The sequence below is a fragment of the Kitasatospora sp. NPDC101155 genome, assembly GCF_044768305.1.
Classification (GTDB): Bacteria; Actinomycetota; Actinomycetes; order Streptomycetales; family Streptomycetaceae; genus Kitasatospora.
The window spans coordinates 1-19,162 of sequence record NZ_JBIWPN010000033.1 but is presented as its reverse complement, the minus strand read 5'-3'; the positions used below and the strand labels follow the sequence as shown (position 1 = coordinate 19,162).

Annotated in this window: 16 protein-coding genes and 3 pseudogenes; 10 read left to right on the top strand and 9 right to left on the bottom strand. The window is 71.3% G+C overall.

Annotation, left to right across the window (positions count from 1 at the left end):
- The gene (gene mmsA / locus ACIRYZ_RS33610; RefSeq protein ID WP_402951750.1) at window positions 1-1,548 is read right to left on the bottom strand and encodes a multiple monosaccharide ABC transporter ATP-binding protein; all 1,548 of its coding nucleotides are present in this window, start codon (window positions 1,546-1,548) and stop codon (window positions 1-3) included.
- A 95-nt stretch (window positions 1,549-1,643) separates the two neighbouring features.
- On the bottom strand, window positions 1,644-2,738 hold the full coding sequence (chvE, locus tag ACIRYZ_RS33605) for a multiple monosaccharide ABC transporter substrate-binding protein (protein WP_402951748.1): 1,095 nt from the start codon (window positions 2,736-2,738) through the stop codon (window positions 1,644-1,646).
- Window positions 2,739-3,080: 342 nt separating this feature from the next.
- On the opposite strand from chvE, the gene ACIRYZ_RS33600 reads away from it, so the two are divergent.
- Window positions 3,081-3,212, top strand: coding sequence for an RICIN domain-containing protein (locus ACIRYZ_RS33600; RefSeq protein WP_402951866.1), 132 nt, complete (start codon window positions 3,081-3,083; stop codon window positions 3,210-3,212).
- Window positions 3,213-3,274: 62 nt separating this feature from the next.
- Here the strand turns inward: ACIRYZ_RS33600 and ACIRYZ_RS33595 are convergent.
- Window positions 3,275-3,676, bottom strand: a pseudogene (locus tag ACIRYZ_RS33595) (RNA-guided endonuclease InsQ/TnpB family protein); the annotation flags it as partial.
- 482 nt (window positions 3,677-4,158) lie between these two features.
- On the opposite strand from ACIRYZ_RS33595, the gene ACIRYZ_RS33590 reads away from it, so the two are divergent.
- The 5 genes and pseudogenes from ACIRYZ_RS33590 (at window position 4,159) to ACIRYZ_RS33570 (ending at window position 10,584) form a co-directional block, all read left to right on the top strand.
- The gene (locus tag ACIRYZ_RS33590) at window positions 4,159-5,193 is read left to right on the top strand and encodes a LacI family DNA-binding transcriptional regulator (RefSeq protein WP_402951745.1); all 1,035 of its coding nucleotides are present in this window, start codon (window positions 4,159-4,161) and stop codon (window positions 5,191-5,193) included.
- A 329-nt stretch (window positions 5,194-5,522) separates the two neighbouring features.
- A complete protein-coding gene (locus ACIRYZ_RS33585) occupies window positions 5,523-7,232 on the top strand; it encodes a ribulokinase (RefSeq protein ID WP_402951742.1) in 1,710 nt (569 codons plus the stop codon).
- Window positions 7,229-7,897: an L-ribulose-5-phosphate 4-epimerase gene (locus ACIRYZ_RS33580; protein WP_402951739.1), complete on the top strand. Its 669-nt coding sequence runs from the start codon at window positions 7,229-7,231 to the stop codon at window positions 7,895-7,897. The genes ACIRYZ_RS33585 and ACIRYZ_RS33580 overlap by 4 nt, the downstream gene beginning before the upstream one ends.
- 11 nt (window positions 7,898-7,908) lie before the next feature.
- Complete coding sequence (gene araA, locus ACIRYZ_RS33575) at window positions 7,909-9,417, top strand: L-arabinose isomerase (RefSeq protein ID WP_402951737.1); 1,509 nt, start codon at window positions 7,909-7,911, stop codon at window positions 9,415-9,417.
- 120 nt (window positions 9,418-9,537) lie between these two features.
- A pseudogene (locus ACIRYZ_RS33570) lies at window positions 9,538-10,584 on the top strand (aldose epimerase family protein).
- A gap of 27 nt (window positions 10,585-10,611) precedes the next feature.
- Here ACIRYZ_RS33570 and ACIRYZ_RS33565 read toward each other — a convergent pair.
- The 6 genes and pseudogenes from ACIRYZ_RS33565 to ACIRYZ_RS33540 all read right to left on the bottom strand — a co-directional run.
- Window positions 10,612-11,165, bottom strand: a pseudogene (locus ACIRYZ_RS33565) (beta-galactosidase trimerization domain-containing protein); the annotation flags it as partial.
- 137 nt (window positions 11,166-11,302) lie between these two features.
- Window positions 11,303-11,791: a universal stress protein gene (locus ACIRYZ_RS33560; protein ID WP_402951734.1), complete on the bottom strand. Its 489-nt coding sequence runs from the start codon at window positions 11,789-11,791 to the stop codon at window positions 11,303-11,305.
- A 37-nt stretch (window positions 11,792-11,828) separates the two neighbouring features.
- Window positions 11,829-13,079, bottom strand: a complete 1,251-nt coding sequence (locus ACIRYZ_RS33555) for an arsenic transporter (RefSeq protein WP_402951864.1) — start codon at window positions 13,077-13,079, stop codon at window positions 11,829-11,831.
- Between the two features lie 256 nt (window positions 13,080-13,335).
- Window positions 13,336-14,472 carry a hypothetical protein gene (locus ACIRYZ_RS33550; RefSeq protein WP_402951731.1) on the bottom strand — a complete coding sequence of 379 codons (1,137 nt, stop codon included), beginning with the start codon at window positions 14,470-14,472 and terminating at the stop codon, window positions 13,336-13,338.
- A gap of 150 nt (window positions 14,473-14,622) precedes the next feature.
- Window positions 14,623-14,877, bottom strand: coding sequence for a hypothetical protein (locus ACIRYZ_RS33545; RefSeq protein WP_402951863.1), 255 nt, complete (start codon window positions 14,875-14,877; stop codon window positions 14,623-14,625).
- A gap of 558 nt (window positions 14,878-15,435) precedes the next feature.
- A complete protein-coding gene (locus tag ACIRYZ_RS33540) occupies window positions 15,436-16,131 on the bottom strand; it encodes an alpha/beta fold hydrolase (RefSeq protein ID WP_402951862.1) in 696 nt (231 codons plus the stop codon).
- A gap of 412 nt (window positions 16,132-16,543) precedes the next feature.
- Here ACIRYZ_RS33540 and ACIRYZ_RS33535 point away from each other — a divergent pair, with 412 nt between their 5' ends.
- The 4 genes from ACIRYZ_RS33535 (at window position 16,544) to ACIRYZ_RS33520 (ending at window position 18,957) form a co-directional block, all read left to right on the top strand.
- The gene (locus ACIRYZ_RS33535) at window positions 16,544-16,762 is read left to right on the top strand and encodes a hypothetical protein (RefSeq protein WP_402951729.1); all 219 of its coding nucleotides are present in this window, start codon (window positions 16,544-16,546) and stop codon (window positions 16,760-16,762) included.
- Between the two features lie 57 nt (window positions 16,763-16,819).
- Complete coding sequence (locus ACIRYZ_RS33530; RefSeq protein WP_402951727.1) at window positions 16,820-17,266, top strand: heme-binding protein; 447 nt, start codon at window positions 16,820-16,822, stop codon at window positions 17,264-17,266.
- A gap of 225 nt (window positions 17,267-17,491) precedes the next feature.
- A complete protein-coding gene (locus ACIRYZ_RS33525; protein WP_402951724.1) occupies window positions 17,492-18,259 on the top strand; it encodes a DUF2306 domain-containing protein in 768 nt (255 codons plus the stop codon).
- Window positions 18,260-18,300: 41 nt separating this feature from the next.
- A complete protein-coding gene (locus ACIRYZ_RS33520; protein ID WP_402951721.1) occupies window positions 18,301-18,957 on the top strand; it encodes a TetR/AcrR family transcriptional regulator in 657 nt (218 codons plus the stop codon).
- Window positions 18,958-19,162: the final 205 nt, after the last annotated feature.

Genomic DNA, 19,162 nt, shown 5'->3' with positions numbered 1-19,162 from the left:
TCACACCTGCTCGTTGCTTGATGCGGCGCTCATGGTCATGAGCCGCATGAGGGATTCCTGGGTGGCGTCGGCGCGGGCGACCTCGCCGGTGATCCGGCCTTCGGCCATGGTGTAGATCCGGTCGCACAGACCCAGGAGTTCGGGAAGTTCGGACGAGATGACGAGCACGGCCTTGCCCTGGGCGGCGAGTTCGGCGATGACGGTGTAGATCTCCGCTTTCGCGCCGATGTCGATGCCGCGGGTGGGCTCGTCGAGGATCAGCACCTCCGGCTCGGCGAAGATCCACTTGCTGAGGACGACCTTCTGCTGGTTGCCGCCGCTGAGCGTGCCGGTCCGGGTGAACACCGTCGGGGCCTTGATGTTCATGGTCCGACGGAAGGACTCGGCGACCTTGGCCTCCTCGTGCCGGTCGACGCGGCCGTACCGGGCGACCTTGCCGAGCGCGCTCAGCGAGATGTTCCGGCTGATGTCGTCGATGAGGTTGAGGCCGAGCTGCTTGCGGTCCTCGGTGACGTACGCGATGCCGTGCCCGATCGCCTCGGGCACCGTCCGGGTTCGGATCTCCCGGCCGTTCAGCCGCACCCGGCCGGAAGCCCACCGCCCGTACGAGCGGCCGAAGACGCTCATCGCCAGTTCGGTGCGGCCGGCGCCCATCAGGCCGGCGATGCCGACGATCTCGCCGCGCCGCACGTTCAGGGAGGCGCCGTCCACCACCATGCGCTGCTGGTCGAGCGGGTGGCGCACGCTCCAGTCCTCGACCTCGAAGGCGACCTCGCCGATGTCGGGGGTGCGTTCGGGGTAGCGGTGTTCCAGGTCGCGGCCGACCATGCCGCGGATGATCCGCTCCTCGGAGATGCCCGCGGGGCCGATCGCGATGGTCTCGATGGTCCGGCCGTCGCGCAGGATCGTCACGGAGTCCGCGACCCGGGCGATCTCGTTCAGCTTGTGCGAGATGATGATGCAGGAGATGCCCTGCGCCTTGAGTTCCAGGATCAGATCGAGCAGCTTGCGGCTGTCCTCGTCGTTCAGCGCGGCCGTCGGCTCGTCCAGGATGAGCAGCTTGACCTTCTTGGCCAGCGCCTTGGCGATCTCGACCAGCTGCTGCTTGCCCACGCCGAGGTCGGCGACCCTGGTGTGCGGGTTCTCCTCCAGACCGACCTGCCGGAGCAGTTCGGCGGCGTGGGTGAGCGTCCGGTGCCAGCTGATCACGCCCCGGGTGGCGTGCTCGTTGCCGAGGAAGATGTTCTCGGCGACGGACAGGTACGGCACCAGGGCGAGTTCCTGGTGGATGATGACGATGCCGCGCTGCTCGCTGGCCCGGATGTCCTTGAACCGGCAGGGCGCGCCCTCGAAGAGGATCTCGCCCTCGTAACTGCCGTGCGGGTAGACGCCGCTGAGCACCTTCATCAGGGTGGACTTGCCGGCGCCGTTCTCGCCGCAGACGGCGTGCACCTCGCCGGCGGCGACGGTCAGGTTGACCTCGGAGAGCGCCTTGACGCCGGGAAACGACTTGCTGATCGACCGCATTTCGAGAGCGGGTCCGGCCATGGGTGTGCGTCCGTATCGTCCGGGCGGTGCGGGCGGGCGGTTTCCGGCCCGCACCACGGGCTCGGCATTGGGGTTCGTCGAGCGTGCTGGGCGGGCTACTTGAGCTGGTCCGCGGTGTACTGACCGCTGTCGACCAGGACCTTCTGGTAGTTGTCCTTGTCGACGCTGACCGGCTGGAGCAGCTGCGCCGGGACGGTCTTCACGCCGTTGTTGTACTGGCTGTTGTCGTTGACCTCGGGCTTTCCGCCGGTCAGCAGGGCGTCGCCCATCTGGACGGCCACCTTGGCCAGTTGGCGGGTGTCCTTGTAGACGGTCTGGGTCTGCTCGCCCGCGATGATCGACTTCACCGAGGCCAGCTCGGCGTCCTGGCCCGTGACGATCGGCAGGGACTTCGCGGTGCCGTAGCCCACGCCCTTGAGCGAGGAGAGGATGCCGATCGAGATGCCGTCGTACGGCGAGAGCACGGCGTCGACGTGGGCGGAGGTGTAGGCCTTGCTCAGCAGGTTGTCCATCCGGGACTGGGCGAGCCCGCCGTCCCAGCGCAGCGTGGCGACCTGGTTGAAGTCGGTCTGGCCGCTCTGCACGACCAGCTTCTTCTGGTCGATGTACGGCTTGAGGACGCTCATCGCGCCGTTGAAGAAGAAGGTGGCGTTGTTGTCGTCCGGGGAGCCGGCGAAGAGCTCGATGTTGAACGGGCCCTTGCCGTCCTTGAGACCGAGCTTGTCGGCGATGTAGCCGCCCTGGAGGACGCCGACCTTGTAGTTGTCGAAGGTCGCGTAGTAGTCGACGTTCGCCGTGCCGCGGATGAGCCGGTCGTAGGAGATCACCGGGATGTGGGCGTCGGCGGCCTTCTGCAGCACGTTGGTGAGGGAGGAGCCGTCGATGGCGGCGATCACCAGCAGCTTGGCACCCTTGGTGATCATGTTCTCCACCTGGGAGACCTGGTTCTCGACCACGTTGTCGCCGTACTGCAGGTCGGTCTTGTAGCCCTTGGCCTGGAACTCCTTGACCATGTTGGTGCCGTCGTTGATCCAGCGTTCCGACGACTTGGTCGGCATCGCGATGCCGACCAGACCGCCCTTGGCGTCCCCCTTGGCCGCACCGTCGCCGCCGCCGTTGGCGCTCTGGCCGCAGGCCGCCAGCGAGAGCACCAGGCCCGCGGCGACCAGGCCCGCCGAAATCTTCCGCACAGTTCCTCCAGTGGTGTTCCGCGACCGGCACAGTGCGTCCCCTGACTGGGCGACCGGGAGCGGTCGGGCGGGGCCGGCCGGGAGCGGTCCCTCGGGCTGTGGGGCATCGGAGTTACGGTCACCCAGGCCTGGCGTGACATGAGTGTTAACGCTAACAAGACCGACGTCAAGGGCCCTGGGATCACTGTTGGATCGCAGTGTGCCGCCGGTCGGTTCGGCCGGGACGGGGCGGGCGGAGCAGGGGCCATGTCGTGGCTCACCGGATGAGAGTTCGGCGAACCATCGGTAGACAAACGGTTCGTCCGCGGATAGGCGGAGTCCGCCACCGCCGCGACGGGGGCGCTGCGCGGAGCCGGCTCGGGCAAGTGCCTCGACGTCCCGAACGCCTCCACCACCCCCGGGGCGCAGTCGCAGATCTACAGCTGCTCCGGCGGGGACCTGGACCCCGTACGGCCGACGGCCGGCTCACCGTGAACGTCCCCGGCGTCACGCTCCAGACGGGTGACGCGACCGCGAACCTTGACGTCCTCCCCCGGCTAGGGCCGGGGGATTCCGGCCGCGCCTGCGGCGCGGGGCTTGCGCCCCGCGCGGTTGGCGTTCCGGTGGGTTCCTGTTTCAACGGGCTGTGCCTGGCGTGGGATTGCCATGCCAGGTCTTACCGGCCCTCCGCAGGCGTTCAGCCTGTCCGCCCGTCCGGCGGCCAGGATGTTGCGGGGGGCGTTGAGATCACGATCATGTACCGTGCCGCACGCGCCGCATGTCCACTCGCGTACGGCGAGGGGCTTGGGGCCGTCCAGGACGCCGCAGGCCGAGCAGACCTGAGACGTCGGCTCGTACCGGCCGATGACACCGACGTGCCGGCCGTAGCGTGCGGCTTTCTCTTCGAGCAGGCGCCGGAAGGTGGCCCACCCGGCGTCGTGCACGGACTTGGCCAGGCGTCCAAAGCGTCGTTGTACACCACCCGCGCACACCCGAACGTCCGGGCCAGCGCCGCGCGCTGACCTGCCGTCGGGTAGAGGCGACAGGAGTACCGGAGATGTACGAGATCAACCTACGGAGGCCCACTGACAACGGCCTCCGTCCAAGCCCCCGGAGGTCACTGCGCCGCTTCGCGGCTCCGAGCCAAGGACCCTCTCCCACCCTCCGGGCGGGGGACCCCCATCTCCCCCGGCTGAAGCCGGGGGCATCCTGGGAGGAATCAGGTGAAGGCGTCGGCGGCGCCGAGATCACGTACGCGCCGGGGCGCCCGATCGGCCCTTTTGGCGGTTGGGGCGAACCCGTGAGCGTTCACCCGCCGCAACGGCCACATGTGGGCGGCCCGAACAGCTGGTAAGAAGAGAGCCGCCCGCTGAACCGAGGGTGACGGATCGGTGCGGACCCGGTCGCGTACTGTGGTCCGCAGCCGAGGAGGAGACTACGCGTGGGAACCGAGAGCGCTGGGACGGAACAGCGACAGCCCGTGATGGCTGACGTGGCGAAGCTGGCGGGGGTGTCCCACCAGACGGTGTCCCGGGTGCTCAACGGTGCTCCGCACGTCCGGCCGGACACCCGGGACCGGGTGCTGGCCGCCATCCGGGAGCTGGACTATCGGCCCAACTCCGCCGCCCGGGCCCTGGTCACCCGCCGGTCGCAGACGCTCGGCGTGGTCAGCTTCGACTCGACCCTCTACGGTCCCGCCTCGATGCTGGAGGGCATCGAGCGGGCTGCCCGCAGCGCCGGGTACTTCGTGAGCGTGACCAGCCTTCGCTCCCTCGACGGCCGTTCGGTCCAGGAAGCCGTCGACCGGCTGCGCGACCAGGGAGTGGAGGGGGTCGTGGTGATCGCGCCGCAGACCTCCGCCGTCAGCGCGGTGGCCCGGCTCTCCAGCTCGGTGCCGGTCGTCGCGGTCGGATCGGGCAACCAGACGCAGGTGCCCATGGTGTCAGTGGGCAACCGCGAGGGTGCGGGCGAGGCCACCGGGCACCTCCTCGACCTCGGCCACCGCACCGTGCACCACCTGGCGGGACCGTCCAACTGGCTGGAGAGCCAGGACCGGGAGGAGGGCTGGCGCCTCACGCTGCAGGCGGCGGGGGCTCCCGTGCCGGACGTGGAGCGCGGGGACTGGAGCGCCCGCTCGGGCTACCAGGCGGGGCTGCGGATCGCACAACTCCCCGATGTCACGGCCGTCTTCTGCGCCAACGACCACATGGCCCTCGGACTGCTGCGCGCCCTGCACGAGGCCGGTCGGGCAGTGCCGGAGGAGATCAGCGTGGTCGGGTTCGACGACATCCCGGAGGCCGCCTACTTCATCCCGCCGCTGACCACCGTGCGGCAGGACTTCGGCGAACTCGGCAGGCGGGCCCTGGAACTGCTCGTGGGGGAGCTGGAGGGCGGCGCCAAGCCCTCCCCGACCCATGTGCGGATCCCGCCGGAGCTGGTGCTGCGCCGAAGCGTCGGGCCGGCCGCCCGGTGGTGAAAAGCCGGCGGTTCACGGCGCCCTGAGTCGCCCGGCTTTCGCAGTGGTGTCTGCCAGGTGACCTCCCTTGACACCATGAATGTTAGCGCTAACAATTCTTGTGAGCGCTCACAAGAAGCGCTTCTTCGAACTCCGCCGGCCGGGCGCTGCCATCCCCGCTTCTGGGCGCCCGGCCGGGGGCCCCTCGTTCCGCCCTTCATGAGGGAGAGGTAGCGGAACGGAGCCTGTCGCCGGTGTGCTCCCCCTGCCCCGGTCACGGACCGCGCCGGCGACAGGCGACCAAGTTGCTCACGGCTCCAACGCCGTTCCCCCGTACGAAGGATGAGCACGTGACCGTCAATCCCGTCGCCCCCGACGCTGTCTCCGATCCGGATAGGTACGTGGTCGGAATCGACTTCGGCACCCTCTCCGGCCGCGCCGTGGTGGTCCGCGTACGGGACGGCGAGGAGGTCGGCACCGCCGTCCACGACTACCCGCACGCCGTCATCGAGCGCGAACTGCCCGGCACCGGGCGGCCGCTGCCGCCCGACTGGGCGCTGCAGCACCCCGCGGACTGGCGCGAGGTGCTCCGTACCGCCGTCCCGGCCGCGCTCGCCGCCTCCGACGTCGACCCGGCGCACGTCATCGGGATCGCCACCGACTTCACGGCCTGCACCGTCCTGCCGGTGCTCGCCGACGGTACGCCGCTCGCCGAGACGTCCGCCTGGGCGCCCCGCCCGCACGCCTGGCCCAAGCTCTGGAAGCACCACGCCGCCCAGGGCCAGGCGGACCGGATCAACGCCCTGGCCCACGCCCGGGGGGAGAAGTGGATCTCCCGGTACGGCGGGCGGATCTCCGCCGAGTGGCAGTACGCCAAGGCGTTGCAGGTCCTGGAGGAGGACCCGGCCGTCTACGCCGCGACCGAGCGCTGGATCGAGGCCGCCGACTGGATCGTCTGGCAGCTCACCGGTGCCGAGAGCCGCAACACCTGCACCGCCGGGTACAAGGGCATCCACCAGGACGGGAGCTACCCCAGCGAGGACTACCTCGCCGCGCTCCACCCCGACTTCGCCGACTTCGCCCGCACCCGCCTGGAGCACCCGCTCGCCCCGCTCGGCTCCCGGGTCGGCCCGCTCACCGCGCAGGCCGCCGAGTGGACCGGCCTGCCCGAGGGAATCGCGGTCGCCGCCGGCAACGTCGATGCCCACGTCGCCGCACCGGCCGCCCGCGCCGTCGACAACGGCCAACTCCTCGCCATCATGGGCACGTCCACCTGTCACGTCGTCAACGGTGCGACGCTCGCCGATGTCCCCGGTGTCTGCGGCGTGGTCGAGGACGGCATCGTCGCCGGCTCCTACGGCTACGAGGCCGGCCAGAGCGCCGTCGGGGACATCTTCGCCTGGTGGCTGCGCCAGGGCGTACCGGCCGACTACCTGGCCGAGGCCGAGGCCAACGGCGAGGACCTGCACCGGCTGCTCACCCGCAAGGCCGCCGCCGGGCCCGTGGGCGCGCACGGCCTGGTGGCGCTCGACTGGATGAACGGCAACCGCTCCACCCTGGTCGACCACCACCTGTCCGGTGTGATCGTCGGACTCACCCTCGCCACCCGACCCGAGGAGATCTACCGCGCCCTGCTGGAGGCCACCGCCTTCGGAACCCGCGTCATCGTCGAGGCCCTGGAGCAGGGCGGTGTCCGCGTCACCGAGTTCATCGTCACCGGCGGCCTCAAGAAGAACGCCCTGCTGATGCAGATCTACGCCGACGTGCTGCGCCGCCCGGTCTCGGTCGCCGAGTCGGAGCAGGGCCCCGCGCTCGGTTCGGCGATCCATGCCGCGGTCGCCGCCGGCGCGTACCCGGACGTCCGGACCGCTGCCGAGGCCATGGGCCGGGTCCACCGGGGCGCCTACCAGCCGGACCCGCCCGCCGCCGACGCCTACGACCGGCTCTTCGCCGAGTACCGCACCCTGCACGACCACTTCGGTCTCGGGGCCGACAAACTCCTGCACCGCCTGCGCGACATCCGGAACGCCGCCCTCACCACCCCGAGCGAGGCCTTGTGAACGCGACCATCGACGCCGTCCGCCGCCAGGTCAGCGACCTGCACCAGGAGCTGGTCCGGTACAACCTGGTGGTCTGGACCGCCGGCAACGTCTCCGCCCGCGTCCCCGGCGCGGACCTGCTGGTCATCAAACCCAGCGGCGTCTCCTACGAGGAGCTCACGCCGCAGAACATGATCGTCTGCGACCTGGACGGCAAGGTCGTCGAGGGCGCCCACGCGCCGTCCTCGGACGCCGCCGCGCACGCCTACGTCTACCGCCACCTGCCCGAGGTCGGCGGGGTGGTCCACACCCACTCCACCTACGCCTGCGCATGGGCCGCCCGCGGCGAGGCCGTCCCCTGCGTCCTCACCGCGATGGCCGACGAGTTCGGCGCCGAGATCCCGGTGGGCCCGTTCGCGCTGATCGGCGACGACTCGATCGGCCGGGGCATCGTGGACACCCTCAAGGGCCACCGCTCACCCGCCGTCCTGATGCAGAACCACGGCGTGTTCACCATCGGCAAGGACGCCAAGGCCGCCGTCAAGGCCGCCGTGATGTGTGAGGACGTCGCCCGCACCGTCCACCTCTCCCGCCAGCTCGGCGAACCGCTGCCGATCGCCCAGGCGGACATCGACAGCCTCAACTTCCGCTACCAGAACGTCTACGGCCAGCCCCAGGCCCGGTGAGGAGCCACCCCATGAAGAAGCCACTGGAGGGCCGCCAGGTCTGGTTCCTGACCGGCAGCCAGGGACTCTACGGCGAGGACACGCTGCACCAGGTCGCCGAGCAGTCCCGGCGGATCGCCGAGGCCCTGGACGGCGACGCCGCGGTACCGGTCGAGATCGTCTGGAAGCCCGTCCTCACCGACGCCGCCGCGATCCGCCGGGTCTGCCTCGAAGCCAACTCCGCCGACGACTGCATCGGCCTGATCGCCTGGATGCACACCTTCTCCCCGGCGAAGATGTGGATCGCCGGCCTCGACGCCCTGCAGAAGCCGCTGCTCCACCTCCACACCCAGGCCGACGTCGAACTGCCTTGGCGGACCATCGACATGGACTTCATGAACCTGAACCAGGCCGCCCACGGCGACCGCGAGTTCGGCTACATCCAGTCCCGCCTCGGCGTCCCGCGCAAGACCGTCGCCGGACACGTCACCGACCCCGCCGTGGCCGCCAGGATCGCCACCTGGGCCCGCGCCGCCGCCGGCCGTGCCGAACTGCGCGGCCTCAAGCTCGCCCGCTTCGGCGACAACATGCGCGACGTCGCCGTCACCGAGGGCGACAAGGTCGAGGCCCAGCTGCGCTTCGGCGTCTCCGTCAACACCTACGGCGTCAACGACCTCGTCGCCGCCGTCGACGCGGCGGACGACGGCGATGTCACCGCGCTGGTGAAGGAGTACGAGGACGTCTACCGCCTCGCACCCGACCTGCGGGCCGGCGGACAACGCCACGAGTCACTGCGCTACGCGGCACGGATCGAACTCGGCCTGCGCGGCTTCCTCGACCAGGGCGGCTTCCGGGCCTTCACCACCAACTTCGAGGACCTCGGCGGACTGCGCCAACTGCCCGGTGTCGCCGTCCAGCGGCTGATGGCCGACGGCTACGGCTTCGGCGGCGAAGGCGACTGGAAGACCGCCACCCTGCTGCGCACCCTCAAGGCGGCCGCCATCGGACTGCCCGGCGGCACGTCCTTCATGGAGGACTACACCTACCACCTGGAGTTCGGCCGCGAGCTGATCCTCGGCGCCCACATGCTGGAGGTCTGCCCGAGCATCGCGGCCGACACCCCCTCCTGCGAGATCCACCCGCTCGCCATCGGCGGGCGCGAGGACCCGGTCCGCCTGGTCTTCGACGCCGAACCAGGCCCCGCGGTGGTGGTCGGACTCGCCGACCTCGGCGACCGCTTCCGGCTGGTCGCCAACGAGGTCGACGTGGTCGAGCCGCCGGCGCCGCTGCCCAACCTGCCCGTCGCCCGCGCCGTCTGGAAGCCGCGTCCGGACCTGCACACCTCCACCGAGGCCTGGCTGACGGCCGGCGCACCACACCACACCGTGCTCTCCGGCGCGCTCGGCACCGAGGAGCTGGAGGACCTCGCGGAGATGCTCGGCGTCGAACTGCTGGTGATCGACGACGACACCAACATCCGCCGGTTCACCAAGGAACTCCGATGGAACCAGGCCTACCGCCGCCTGGCCCAGGGGCTCTGACCCGGCGCCCGTCGTACCGGCGACGCCCGCCCGCCCGGGCGGGCGTCGCTGTTTCCCATCCGAGTCCCGCATGGAACGGAGAAGCCCGTGCCGAGAGAAGCACTCGTGTCGGAGGGCGAATTGACGGTCTTCCAGGACATCGCCGGAACACTGCCGGACGGCCGGGAGATCACCCGCTGGACGGTCGGCTCCCCGGAGGGCGTCACCGCGGAGGTGCTCAGTCTGGGCGCCCGTCTCCAGGCCCTCCACACGCCGGGCCGGCACGGGCGGCTCGCCAACGTCGTCCTGGGCTGCGACGTCGTCGACGACCTGCTCGGCGGAGCCGCCTACTTCGGTGCGACGGTCGGCCGCTACGCCAACCGGATCGCCGGCGGCGTCCTGCCAGTGGCCGGCACGACGCACCGGCTGCCGACCCAGGCGGCCGGCCACACCCTGCACGGCGGCCCGGACGGCTTCGCCACCCGGGTCTGGGACGGTGTGCCGGTCAGGGAGGGAAGGCGGGCCGGAGTGCGCCTGCGGCTGCACAGCCCCGACGGCGACCAGGGGTTCCCGGGAGCGCTCATCGTCGAGGTGACGTACCTGCTCGACCCGGCCGGTGCGCTGTGGATCGGCTACCGGGCGGCCACCGACGCCCCGACGGTCGTCAACCTCACCAACCACGCGTACTTCAACCTGGTCGGCGAGGGCGGCGGAACGGTGCTCGACCACCTGCTGCGGGTGGACGCCCCGGGATACCTGCCGGTCGACGCGGAGCTGATCCCGATCGGCCCGGTCGCCCGGGTCGCGGGCACGCCGTTCGACCTGCGCGAGGCGACGGTGATCGGCGAGCGCGTCGCCGACGCGGACCCGCAGATCTGCCGGGTGGGCGCGGGCTTCGACCACAACTGGGTGCTCGCCGGGAACGGGTTCAGGAGGGCAGCCGTGCTCGGCCACCCGGCGAGCGGCCGGCGCGTCGAGTGCCTGACGACGGAGCCGGGGCTCCAGGTCTACACCGGCAACCACTTCGACGGCTCGCTGACCGGCCGCCCCTACCGCGCGTACGCGGGCGTCGCGCTGGAGACGCAGCACTTCCCGGACTAGCCGAACCGTCCCGAGTACCCCTCCACCGTCCTGCGCCCGGGCGAGCAGTACCGCTCGACGACGGTCTACTGCTTCTCGGCGGCGTAGCGGACGCTCCGCCGAGGGGAGAGCGGGGGCGGGCGCCAGCCAGCCGGCCAGCGCCCGGGCCAGGTCACGCCCGGGCACGGTGCCGACGCAGGTCACCCGGCCCGCCCCGTGGGCGCGGGTGGTGACGGCGGACCAGCGGCCGAAGTGCGGGTGGTCGTACCCGGCCAGCACCGTCGCGTCGGTGGCCGTCAGGCCCTCGACCCAGCGGGTGGCGGTGGAGCCCGCCGGGAGCTCCAGCGGACTGCCCGGGACGGTGCGCAACGGGAGGTCCGAGGACAGGTTGCTGAACTCGTCGTACCAGGCACCCGCGGCGGCGGCGAGCCGCAGCGGGGCGGTGTCGTGGCGCGCCCGGGCCTCCTGGTCGGCGTAGCCGGTTCGTGGGCCGAGCACGAGGTGGCCGCCGGCCCCGGCGGCCAGCCAGTCCGGCAGCGAGTCCTCGGCGAGGTAGAGCGCGGGGACGACCAGCACGGAATGGCGCCGGGCCGCTGAGCTGGGGTCGTGCCCTCGCGCCCGCCGCGGGCGTCGTGCAGTTGGCGGGTGTGCAGGATCCGCACCTGGCGGCCGGCCTCGAAGGACCCGCGGCGCCTGCGGGTCCGCCTGGCAGCGGGCGGCCGGTACCGGCTCTCCTGCCCGGACCCGGACGTCGGGCACTGAACGGGAGCGGCGCCGCCACCGCCCGCCGGGCCCGGGGATCCGGTCCGGCCGGTCCCGCACGACCCTAGGGCCGGTCGGGCGGGGGAGGGATGGTCGCGGTGTCCGGTGCCGGTTCCGGCCAGACCAGCAGGACGGGACAGGGCGCGTGGTCGACGACGAAACGGGTCGCGGGGCCGAGGCTGTGCGGCCCGAGGCGGGTGCGGTCACCGTCGCGGGCGAGGACGAGCAGCTCGGCGCCCTCGACAGCCGCGACGACCTCGCGCTCGACGCGTCCGGTGCGCTCCGTGCGGGCGCACGGCCGCCCGAGGCGCTCGGCCGCGGCGTCCAGGAGGTGCCGGGCGGAGGCCGCCGCCAGGGTCTCCACCCGGGTGCCCGGGTCCCGCTCGCGGTGGCCGCGGCCGAGCAGCCCGGCGAACGCGCCGTGCGCGACACCCGGCACCTCCTGGCCGCTGACGTGGAGCAGGACGATCTGCGCGCCCTGCGGCGCGTGCGCGCGGGCGGCGTCCACACAGGCGGGCCAGGTGCCCTCGGCGATCCAGACGACGACGGTCACGGGCTCATCCTCCTCATGGTCCGGGTGCTCCTCGTGCTCAGAAGACCTGCAGCGACCCCCACAGTGCCACCACGGCCGCGACCAGGGCGGCGGGCACGACGAGCAGCCCGAGCCGGGTGAACTCGCCCAGGCCGATGTTGGTTTCGTGCTCGCGGACGATGCGCCGCCACAGCAGGGTGGCCAGCGAGCCGGCGTAGGTGAGGTTGGGGCCGATGTTCACCCCGAGCAGCACCGCCAGCACCGCCCCGGCACCGGACGGGACGGCCAACGGCAGCAGCACCAGGGTGGCCGGCAGGTTGTTGATGACGTTCGCCAGCACCGCCGCCAGCGCCGCCGTACCGAGCAGCGCAGGCAACGAGGAGCCGTGGGGGACGAGGTGCCCGAGCGCGGAAGCCAGCCCGTTGTCCACGACGGCCCGCACCACGATGCCGAGCGCCAGCACGAAGGCCAGGAAAGGCACCGCTGCCGAGCGCACGATCGCCACCGGGGTGGTGCGTCGCCGCACCAGCGCTCGGCCGGCGAGCACCAGGGCTCCGGCCAGGGCCGCCCAGGCCGGATCGACCCCGATGATCGAGGTGAGGATGAACCCCGCGAGCGTGCAGGCAACGGTGACGAGGGCGAACAGCGGCATCTCCGGTGCCGTCACCTCGTCCGCGGCCGGGGCGCCCGCGTCCAGGTCGGCGGCGAAGAACCGGCGCAGCACCGCGTACTCCACGGCGATGGCCGCCAGCCACGGCAGCGCCATCAGCGCGGCGAACCGGGTGAAGCTCAGCCCGCTGGCAGCGAAGGCCAGGAGGTTGGTGAGGTTGGAGACCGGCAGCAGCAACGAAGCCGTGTTCGACAGGTGCGTGCAGGCGTAGACGTGCGGCTTGGGCCGCGCACCCAACCGGGCCGCGGTCACGAACACCACCGGGGTCAGCAGCACCACGGTCGCGTCCAGGCTGAGCACCGCCGTGACCACCGAAGCCACCACGAACACCTGCGCCAGCAGCCGCCGCGGGCTCCCGGCGGACGTCCGGGCCATCCACGCCCCGCAGGCCCTGAACAGGCCCTCGTCGTCACACAGCTGCGCCAGCACCAGGACTGCGGCGAGGAAGCCGATCACCGGCCCCAGGCGCTCGGTCTCGGCCGCCGCGTGGGCCGGCGAGATCGCGCCGGTGGCGATCACCAGCCCGGCGGCAGGCACCGCGACCACCGCCTCCGGCCACCCCCACGGCCGCACCACCGCACAGACAAGCACCAGCGCCAGCAACCCGATGGAGAGCGCTTCCGCGAACGACGTACTCAGGGGACTGCTCCTTGCAGGCGACGGTGACAACACAGGCAATCCGACCGGAAACGCCAGGTCACGGCCGGTCGGTGCGGGCCAACGGTACGCGGTGCCCATCCGGTGGACGCAAGGCGCTCCGAGCTGACGGCCGACCAGGGCGGGCCGCGGCGCCTCGAACGGGGCCGAGCGCCGGGGCCGTCGCCGCGCCCGGTGGAGCAAGCCCCGACCGGGTCGGCGGGGTTCCTCGCGGCCGGGGCTGCCGGGCCCGCTCCGGTCAGGCGCCGACCGGCAGGAGGGAAGGTGGGTTCGGCGATAGCTCGGCGACGGGTTCGAGGTGGGCGTGGCCCCGGTCGGTGCGGAGGCCGACGGCCGGGGCAGGACCGTCGGCCTCCGCGCGGCCGTCACTTGCCGTGGGCGCCCCTGCGGCGGCGTCCCCCGCGAACAGGGCCGCGGCCTGGCTGGTCTGGGCCGGCGACATGGCACTGGAGGTCTCGGTGATCGCGATCTGCACCGAGGAGGCGTGCGGGCCTGCGTGGGTGTTGATCAGTGAGCGCACCGCGGCCGTGGTGCCGGCGATCTGGGCGGGGGCGTTGAGGATGTCGGCCGTGCTGGAGGCGTTCGGGTACCAGTGGACGATCACGAAGTCGATCGACTTGCCGGCGATGGAGAGCACCGTGTTGTTCCAGTCGGCGCTGTCACCGGGTCCTTTCAGTCCGTCCGGCCAGGAGCCCGGGGTGGTGAGCACCGCCCCGATCTTCACCGTCGGGTCGACGGCCTTCATCGCCTTCGCGTAGGCGAGAAGGTTGGTGGCGTAGGCCGTCGGGCTCTTGTCGGGGTGGTTGTCGACCTCCCACTTGCTGCCGTAGTGGCCGTTACCGGGGATCTCGTTGCCGATCTCCCAGTACTTGACGCCGTAGCCCTTGTCGACGTTGGCGTACTTGACCCAGTCGGCGGCCTCCTCGGGCGTGCCGGACCCGTAGTTCGCGGTGATGATCGGCTGGGCGCCGACCGTCTTGGCAGTGGCCATGAAGTGGTCGAAGTCGGTGCCGGGCGCGGCCCAACTGCCGCCGGTGACGGTGTGGGTCTTCCAGTGGTAGGCGTCGGCGACCGAGCCGCCGGGGAAGCGCAGCTGTCGGATTCCGGCGGCCTTCATCAGCGAGGCCGCGGTCGCGTCGTTCATGTAGGTGTCGTAGACGGCGGTGTTGAGGCCGACCCCGCTGCCGGGCACCGCGCTCAGGGACGCGCCGGCGTCCACGGTGACGTTCACGGTGGGCGCGGCGCTGGCGCTGACCGCCAGGGCGCCGACGCAGGCCGAGGCCGTGAGCACTGCCATCGCGGCCGCGACCGTGCGGCGGCGTCTGGGCTTCCGGGTCGTCGGCTGCTGGGCGGTGGTCCCGTGGTCAGGTGACATGTGGGCTCCCCATCGGAGTGCGTGGATACGGGAGGTGGGCCGCAGCTGACTGCGGTCCGCCGTCGTGGCGCACCCTTGGGTGGCCGCCCGGCCCGGATAGGTTGCCGCCCGGTCGAAGTCTTTTCGCAAGCCGCTGCGCGGGAAGCTGTGTCATGGCGCCGATGCGTCGACGATCCGTTCGAAGAAGAACTCGTGCTTGAGGAAGGAGACGTCGCAGTCGTGGCCCGGGTGCGGCGGGATCAGATGAGCGGCCTGGAACAGCCGCCAGCCGTCCCGGAACGCCGCCACCCCCGTCTCGTACGGCGGTTCGTCGCTGTCGCCGGTGGTGGGCGAGGTACGGCCGGTGCCGTCGTACCTCGCCCAGCCGACGACGTGGGAGTCCAGCGCGGAGCTGGACAGGTGGATCGCGTGGTGCCGAGGGTGGTCAGCGGTCTGGAGGTGTTTCGGCCGGCTGGCGGCGATGTTGTCGCAGTCGGTGAGGCGGAGGGCGCCAATGGCGAGGTTGCGCAGTGCGGCCATGGCCCGGGGTGCGGTGCCGGTGCGCACGCGGGTGGGGGCGCCTCCCGGCCGAAGGCTGGGGGAGCGTCCTCGGCGAAGGTCGCGGACATGGTGGATCTTGTTCTCGATGGCGCCCAAGTGTTCGCGGACGTGGTGCGCGATCTTGAGGGGCGTCGGCCTGCTCCGCCGTCAGGTCGGTGACTGCGTAGACGCGTTCCAGGGTGACCGGTCGCCGACACCGCCGCTATCCACCCGCAGCCTGCCGTGCAGGCACGGGCCCCTGCTGGCGCCGCCCGGACCCTGCGCGCTCTGCTGCCCGAGCAGACGACGTTGAGCAGCGCGGAACCGCACCTTTTGGGCGAGTGGCTCGACCGGCTGAGGTCGGACAGCGGGGCGTCAACTGGTCCGTCGGCCGGGATTTCTTGGGTTCTGGTCGCGATTCCGTGAATGATCTTTCCGCTGCCGTCACAGGCTCAGCAGCAGGTCCCGGACTGTGTCGGGCTGGGACAGGAACGGGTGGTGGCCGGCGTCGAGTTCGACAACACTGCCGGCTCGGCGGGCGAAGTCGCACTGCAGGTGTGGCGGGGTGCCCCGGTCCTGGGCACAGACGAGGTAGGTCGAGGGCACCTGCTGCCATGCGGCCGCCCCGACCGGCTGCCTGGTTACCTGCACGTTCTGCCGGGCAAGGTGGGCCGCCGCGTGTGCCTGGATCTCGGGATCGCAGTCCTGCAGGAAGGTGTCCACGAGTCGCTCGGGGCGAACCCCGAAGGTGCCGGTGGCGGAGTCGATGTCGAGGAACGAGGCGGGGCTGCGGTCCCCGAAGTCCGACAGGCTCTGCCCGACCTCGGGCAGGTAGCTGGAGATCAACACCAGGTGGCGGACCGATCCGGCACCCGCGGCGGCTTCCGCGGTGATGATGCCGCCATAGCTGTGGGCGACCACAACAGTGGGTTCATCGCTGTCCAGCAGCACCTGCCGCACCGCCGCGACGTCCTCGGACAGCCCCGGACTGCCGCGGCCCCCGGGAAGGCCCGCCTCGCCGCAGCTCGGCAGCGCCGGCGACACGCTCAGCACCCGTCGCTCCCGCAGCAACTCAGCCATGCGGTGCCACCACCACGACCCGTCCCGCACACACGCCCCATGCACGAACACGACCCGCATCGCTGCCTCCACGTTCCGCCTCGGCTGCCTTTCGACCAACGATAGGTGTAGCCGCTGTTGCAATGACGAGCCGAAGATCATTCACGGCATCGCGGTGCGAGCCGTCTCTTGTGGTCCTCGGCCGGAGGGCCGGGCCATCCGTTGATGGACTGCCCGCTCCGACAGCCAGGGAGACGACACCCGTGTACTCACTTGCGTGGGACCTGGTCCGTTGTTCTCCCGAGTCGGCACCAGAGCGCCGAGGACGATGCTGGTGTCCCGCAGGTCCTCGGGGCAAGGTCCGCACGGGAGGCGCTGCTCTGCCGCGCGGAGGTGACGGCCTCAGGATGCGACCGGCTCCGGCCGGTAGGCGTGGTCGATGTTGTCCTCGACCCACGAGCGGAGTGCGTTGACGTTCCAGGCCTCGCTGGGCATGGACGTGACCGCCTCCTTCGTCGACGCCGAGGACGAGGACGGCTATGTGTGGATCCGCCGCTTCGAGGACGAGGCTCGGAGCGAGGCCCTGTACACGGCGGTCTACCAGCAGGACCGCTGGAAGAACGAGATCGGCCCGGTCGTCCACGGCCTGCTGATTCCCGAGAAGTCCGTCGTCACCCGCGTCATCCCCACCCCGGCCTCACCGCTGCGGTGACCCGGCCCGGATCGCTGCAGCGCTACCAGCACCGCCCAGCCCAGGAGGAAACCCTTCATGAGCACTGACACTCTCCAGAAGTCAGCCCCCGCCTCCACGATCACCCAGGCCGCCGCCGGCGCACTCATCGCGGCGGTGCACACGGCCGCCGCCCGGATCGGCTTCACGGCCGCCGTCGCCGTCACCGACCCGGGCGGACACCTGAAGGCGTTCGACCGCGCCGACGACGCGCCTTTCCTCGCGGCCGAGGTCGCGCTCGACAAGGCATGGACCGTGGCCTCCTTCCAGACCCCCACCCACGCGTGGAACGACTACCTGGCCAACCCGAAGATCGCGCCGCTGGCCAGCCACCCGCGCCTGATGGCGGTCGGCGGCGGCTACCCGATCATCGACAACGGCCGGTGCGTCGGCGGCCTCGGAATCTCCGGCGGCAGCTACGAGCAGGACCAGCAGGCCGCCGAGGAGGCCCTGGCGGCCATCGGCTACGAGCGGCCTGTCAACTGACCATCTGTCGGGCGCCTGCCGGTCTCGTCGCCGTCCGCGACTGTTCCTCGACCGGACGGGTCCGGCGGGGGTTGTCCGGATGGACCGCGCCGCCCAGAGCCTGACTGTCGCTCATCTCCGTGCATTGACGCGCCGAGAGCCCACTCCCTAATCTGGACAGTGTCCATCTAGACACTGTCCAGATGGATGGTTCCGCACCACGCCTTCACACGGAAAGGCACCGCCATGACCACCGCACCGACAGCAACACCACCCGTGACCAAGGGCGGGCGCCGAGGCACCCGCCGGGTCAACTGGACTTTCATGACCGTGCTCTCACTCGCGATCACGGGCTACTTCGTCGGCCAGTACGCGACCGGCAGCCTGCAGTCCCTCGGCGCCCGGCACGTCGGGCTGGCGAACAACTACGCCAACCGCGCGTTGCCGGTCCAGATCGCCTTCTACACCCACATCGTCTTCGCGGGTCTGGCGCTGTCCGTCGGGCCGTTCCAGTTCGTCCGGGCGATCCGGCGGCGACGGCCCGGCCTGCACCGCTGGATCGGACGCACCTACCTGGTGTCCATCGCCTTCGGCTCGGTCGCCGCGTTCGTGATGTCGTTCGTCAGCGAGGCCGGACTGGTCGGCCTCTTCGGCTTCGGCAGCTTGGCGGTGTTGTGGGCGTGGACCTCCTACCGCGGCTACCACGCGATCCGGCAGCGCGACCTTGCCAGTCACCGGGCATGGATGATCCGCAGCTTCGCGCTGACCTATGCTGCCCCCACGCTGCGTCTCTGGCTTGGCCTGCTCATCGGGGTCCAGGCCGTGGCCGGAAGCCACGCCACAGGTCAGCAGATGTTCGACAACGCCTACGCCGCCGTCCCGTTCCTGTGCTGGCTGCCCAACATCGTCGTCGCGGAACTCATGATCCGCCGCCGCAACCTCCCCGGCCTGCGCCTTTCCCCCTCGACCAGGCAGGAGCGAACCCTGCTTGACGGACCACACGTTGCGCGATGACACGCTGGCTGGAGGAGATCGTTCATGCCAGGATCGACGACATGGCCACTCGCTCGACGCCCACCCGCTCCAGCTACCACCACGGTGACCTGCGCGCTGCGCTGGTCGAGGCCGGGGCGGAGCTAGCCCGCAAAGACGGGCCCGACGCGATCGTGCTGCGGGAGGTCACGCGCACCGTCGGCGTGGCGCCCAACGCCGTGTACGCGCACTTCAAGACGCTGGCCGAGTTGAAGGCCGCCGTCGCGCAGCACGCCCTGCGCGAGATGGCGGCCGCCATGCTGGTCCACCTCGCCCAGGTCGACGAACCCGCCGACCCACGCGAGGCGGCCAAGGCCCACCTGCGCGAAGTCGGCCGCGCCTACGTGCACTTCGCACTCGCCCAACCCGGCCTGTTCCGGACGGCCATGGACGACAACCCCGCCGGAGTCGGCACCCCCGGCCGCGGCAAGGACAAGCCGGACGCCGACGAGCGCCCGAAGCCGGACGCGCTGCTCATTGCCGCACTGCAGCGACTGACCCGGACCGGCGAGCTGCCGGCCGAGCAGACCGACGCCGCGGTCATGGCCAGCTGGGCCACCGTCCACGGCCTGGCCATGATCCTGCTCAACCTCCAGCCCGGCCGTTCGCCCGCGGAGCGGGAGGCGGCCATCGACGCGGGACTGCACTACCTGCTGCAAGGCCTCACCGCACGCGTCTGACGCCGCGTCGGGATCCGCAAGAAGCACCCCAGCGCCGAGCATTCACTTCCCGTGGGCGCGCGCTTCGCCATTCCGTCACTCTCCGCATTCATTTCCTGGCAAGGCGCTGATAGGGCTTTGTTAGGTGCGGTGGTGTGGTTCTGGTGTCGGTGCGGGTTGGCCGCATATCGAGCAGGCGCCGGTCCAGGTGGCCAGGAGGGCCTGG

Bases quoted from the DNA above. Each gene is read 5' to 3' on its own strand.
- ACIRYZ_RS33550 (WP_402951731.1), bottom strand. From the start codon at position 14,472: ATGTCACCTGACCACGGGACCACCGCCCAGCAGCCGACGACCCGGAAG.
- araA (WP_402951737.1), top strand. From the start codon at position 7,909: ATGAAGAAGCCACTGGAGGGCCGCCAGGTCTGGTTCCTGACCGGCAGC.
- mmsA (WP_402951750.1), bottom strand. From the start codon at position 1,548: ATGGCCGGACCCGCTCTCGAAATGCGGTCGATCAGCAAGTCGTTTCCC.
- ACIRYZ_RS33520 (WP_402951721.1), top strand. From the start codon at position 18,301: ATGGCCACTCGCTCGACGCCCACCCGCTCCAGCTACCACCACGGTGAC.
- ACIRYZ_RS33525 (WP_402951724.1), top strand. From the start codon at position 17,492: ATGACCACCGCACCGACAGCAACACCACCCGTGACCAAGGGCGGGCGC.
- ACIRYZ_RS33540 (WP_402951862.1), bottom strand. From the start codon at position 16,131: ATGCGGGTCGTGTTCGTGCATGGGGCGTGTGTGCGGGACGGGTCGTGG.
- ACIRYZ_RS33535 (WP_402951729.1), top strand. From the start codon at position 16,544: ATGGACGTGACCGCCTCCTTCGTCGACGCCGAGGACGAGGACGGCTAT.
- ACIRYZ_RS33530 (WP_402951727.1), top strand. From the start codon at position 16,820: ATGAGCACTGACACTCTCCAGAAGTCAGCCCCCGCCTCCACGATCACC.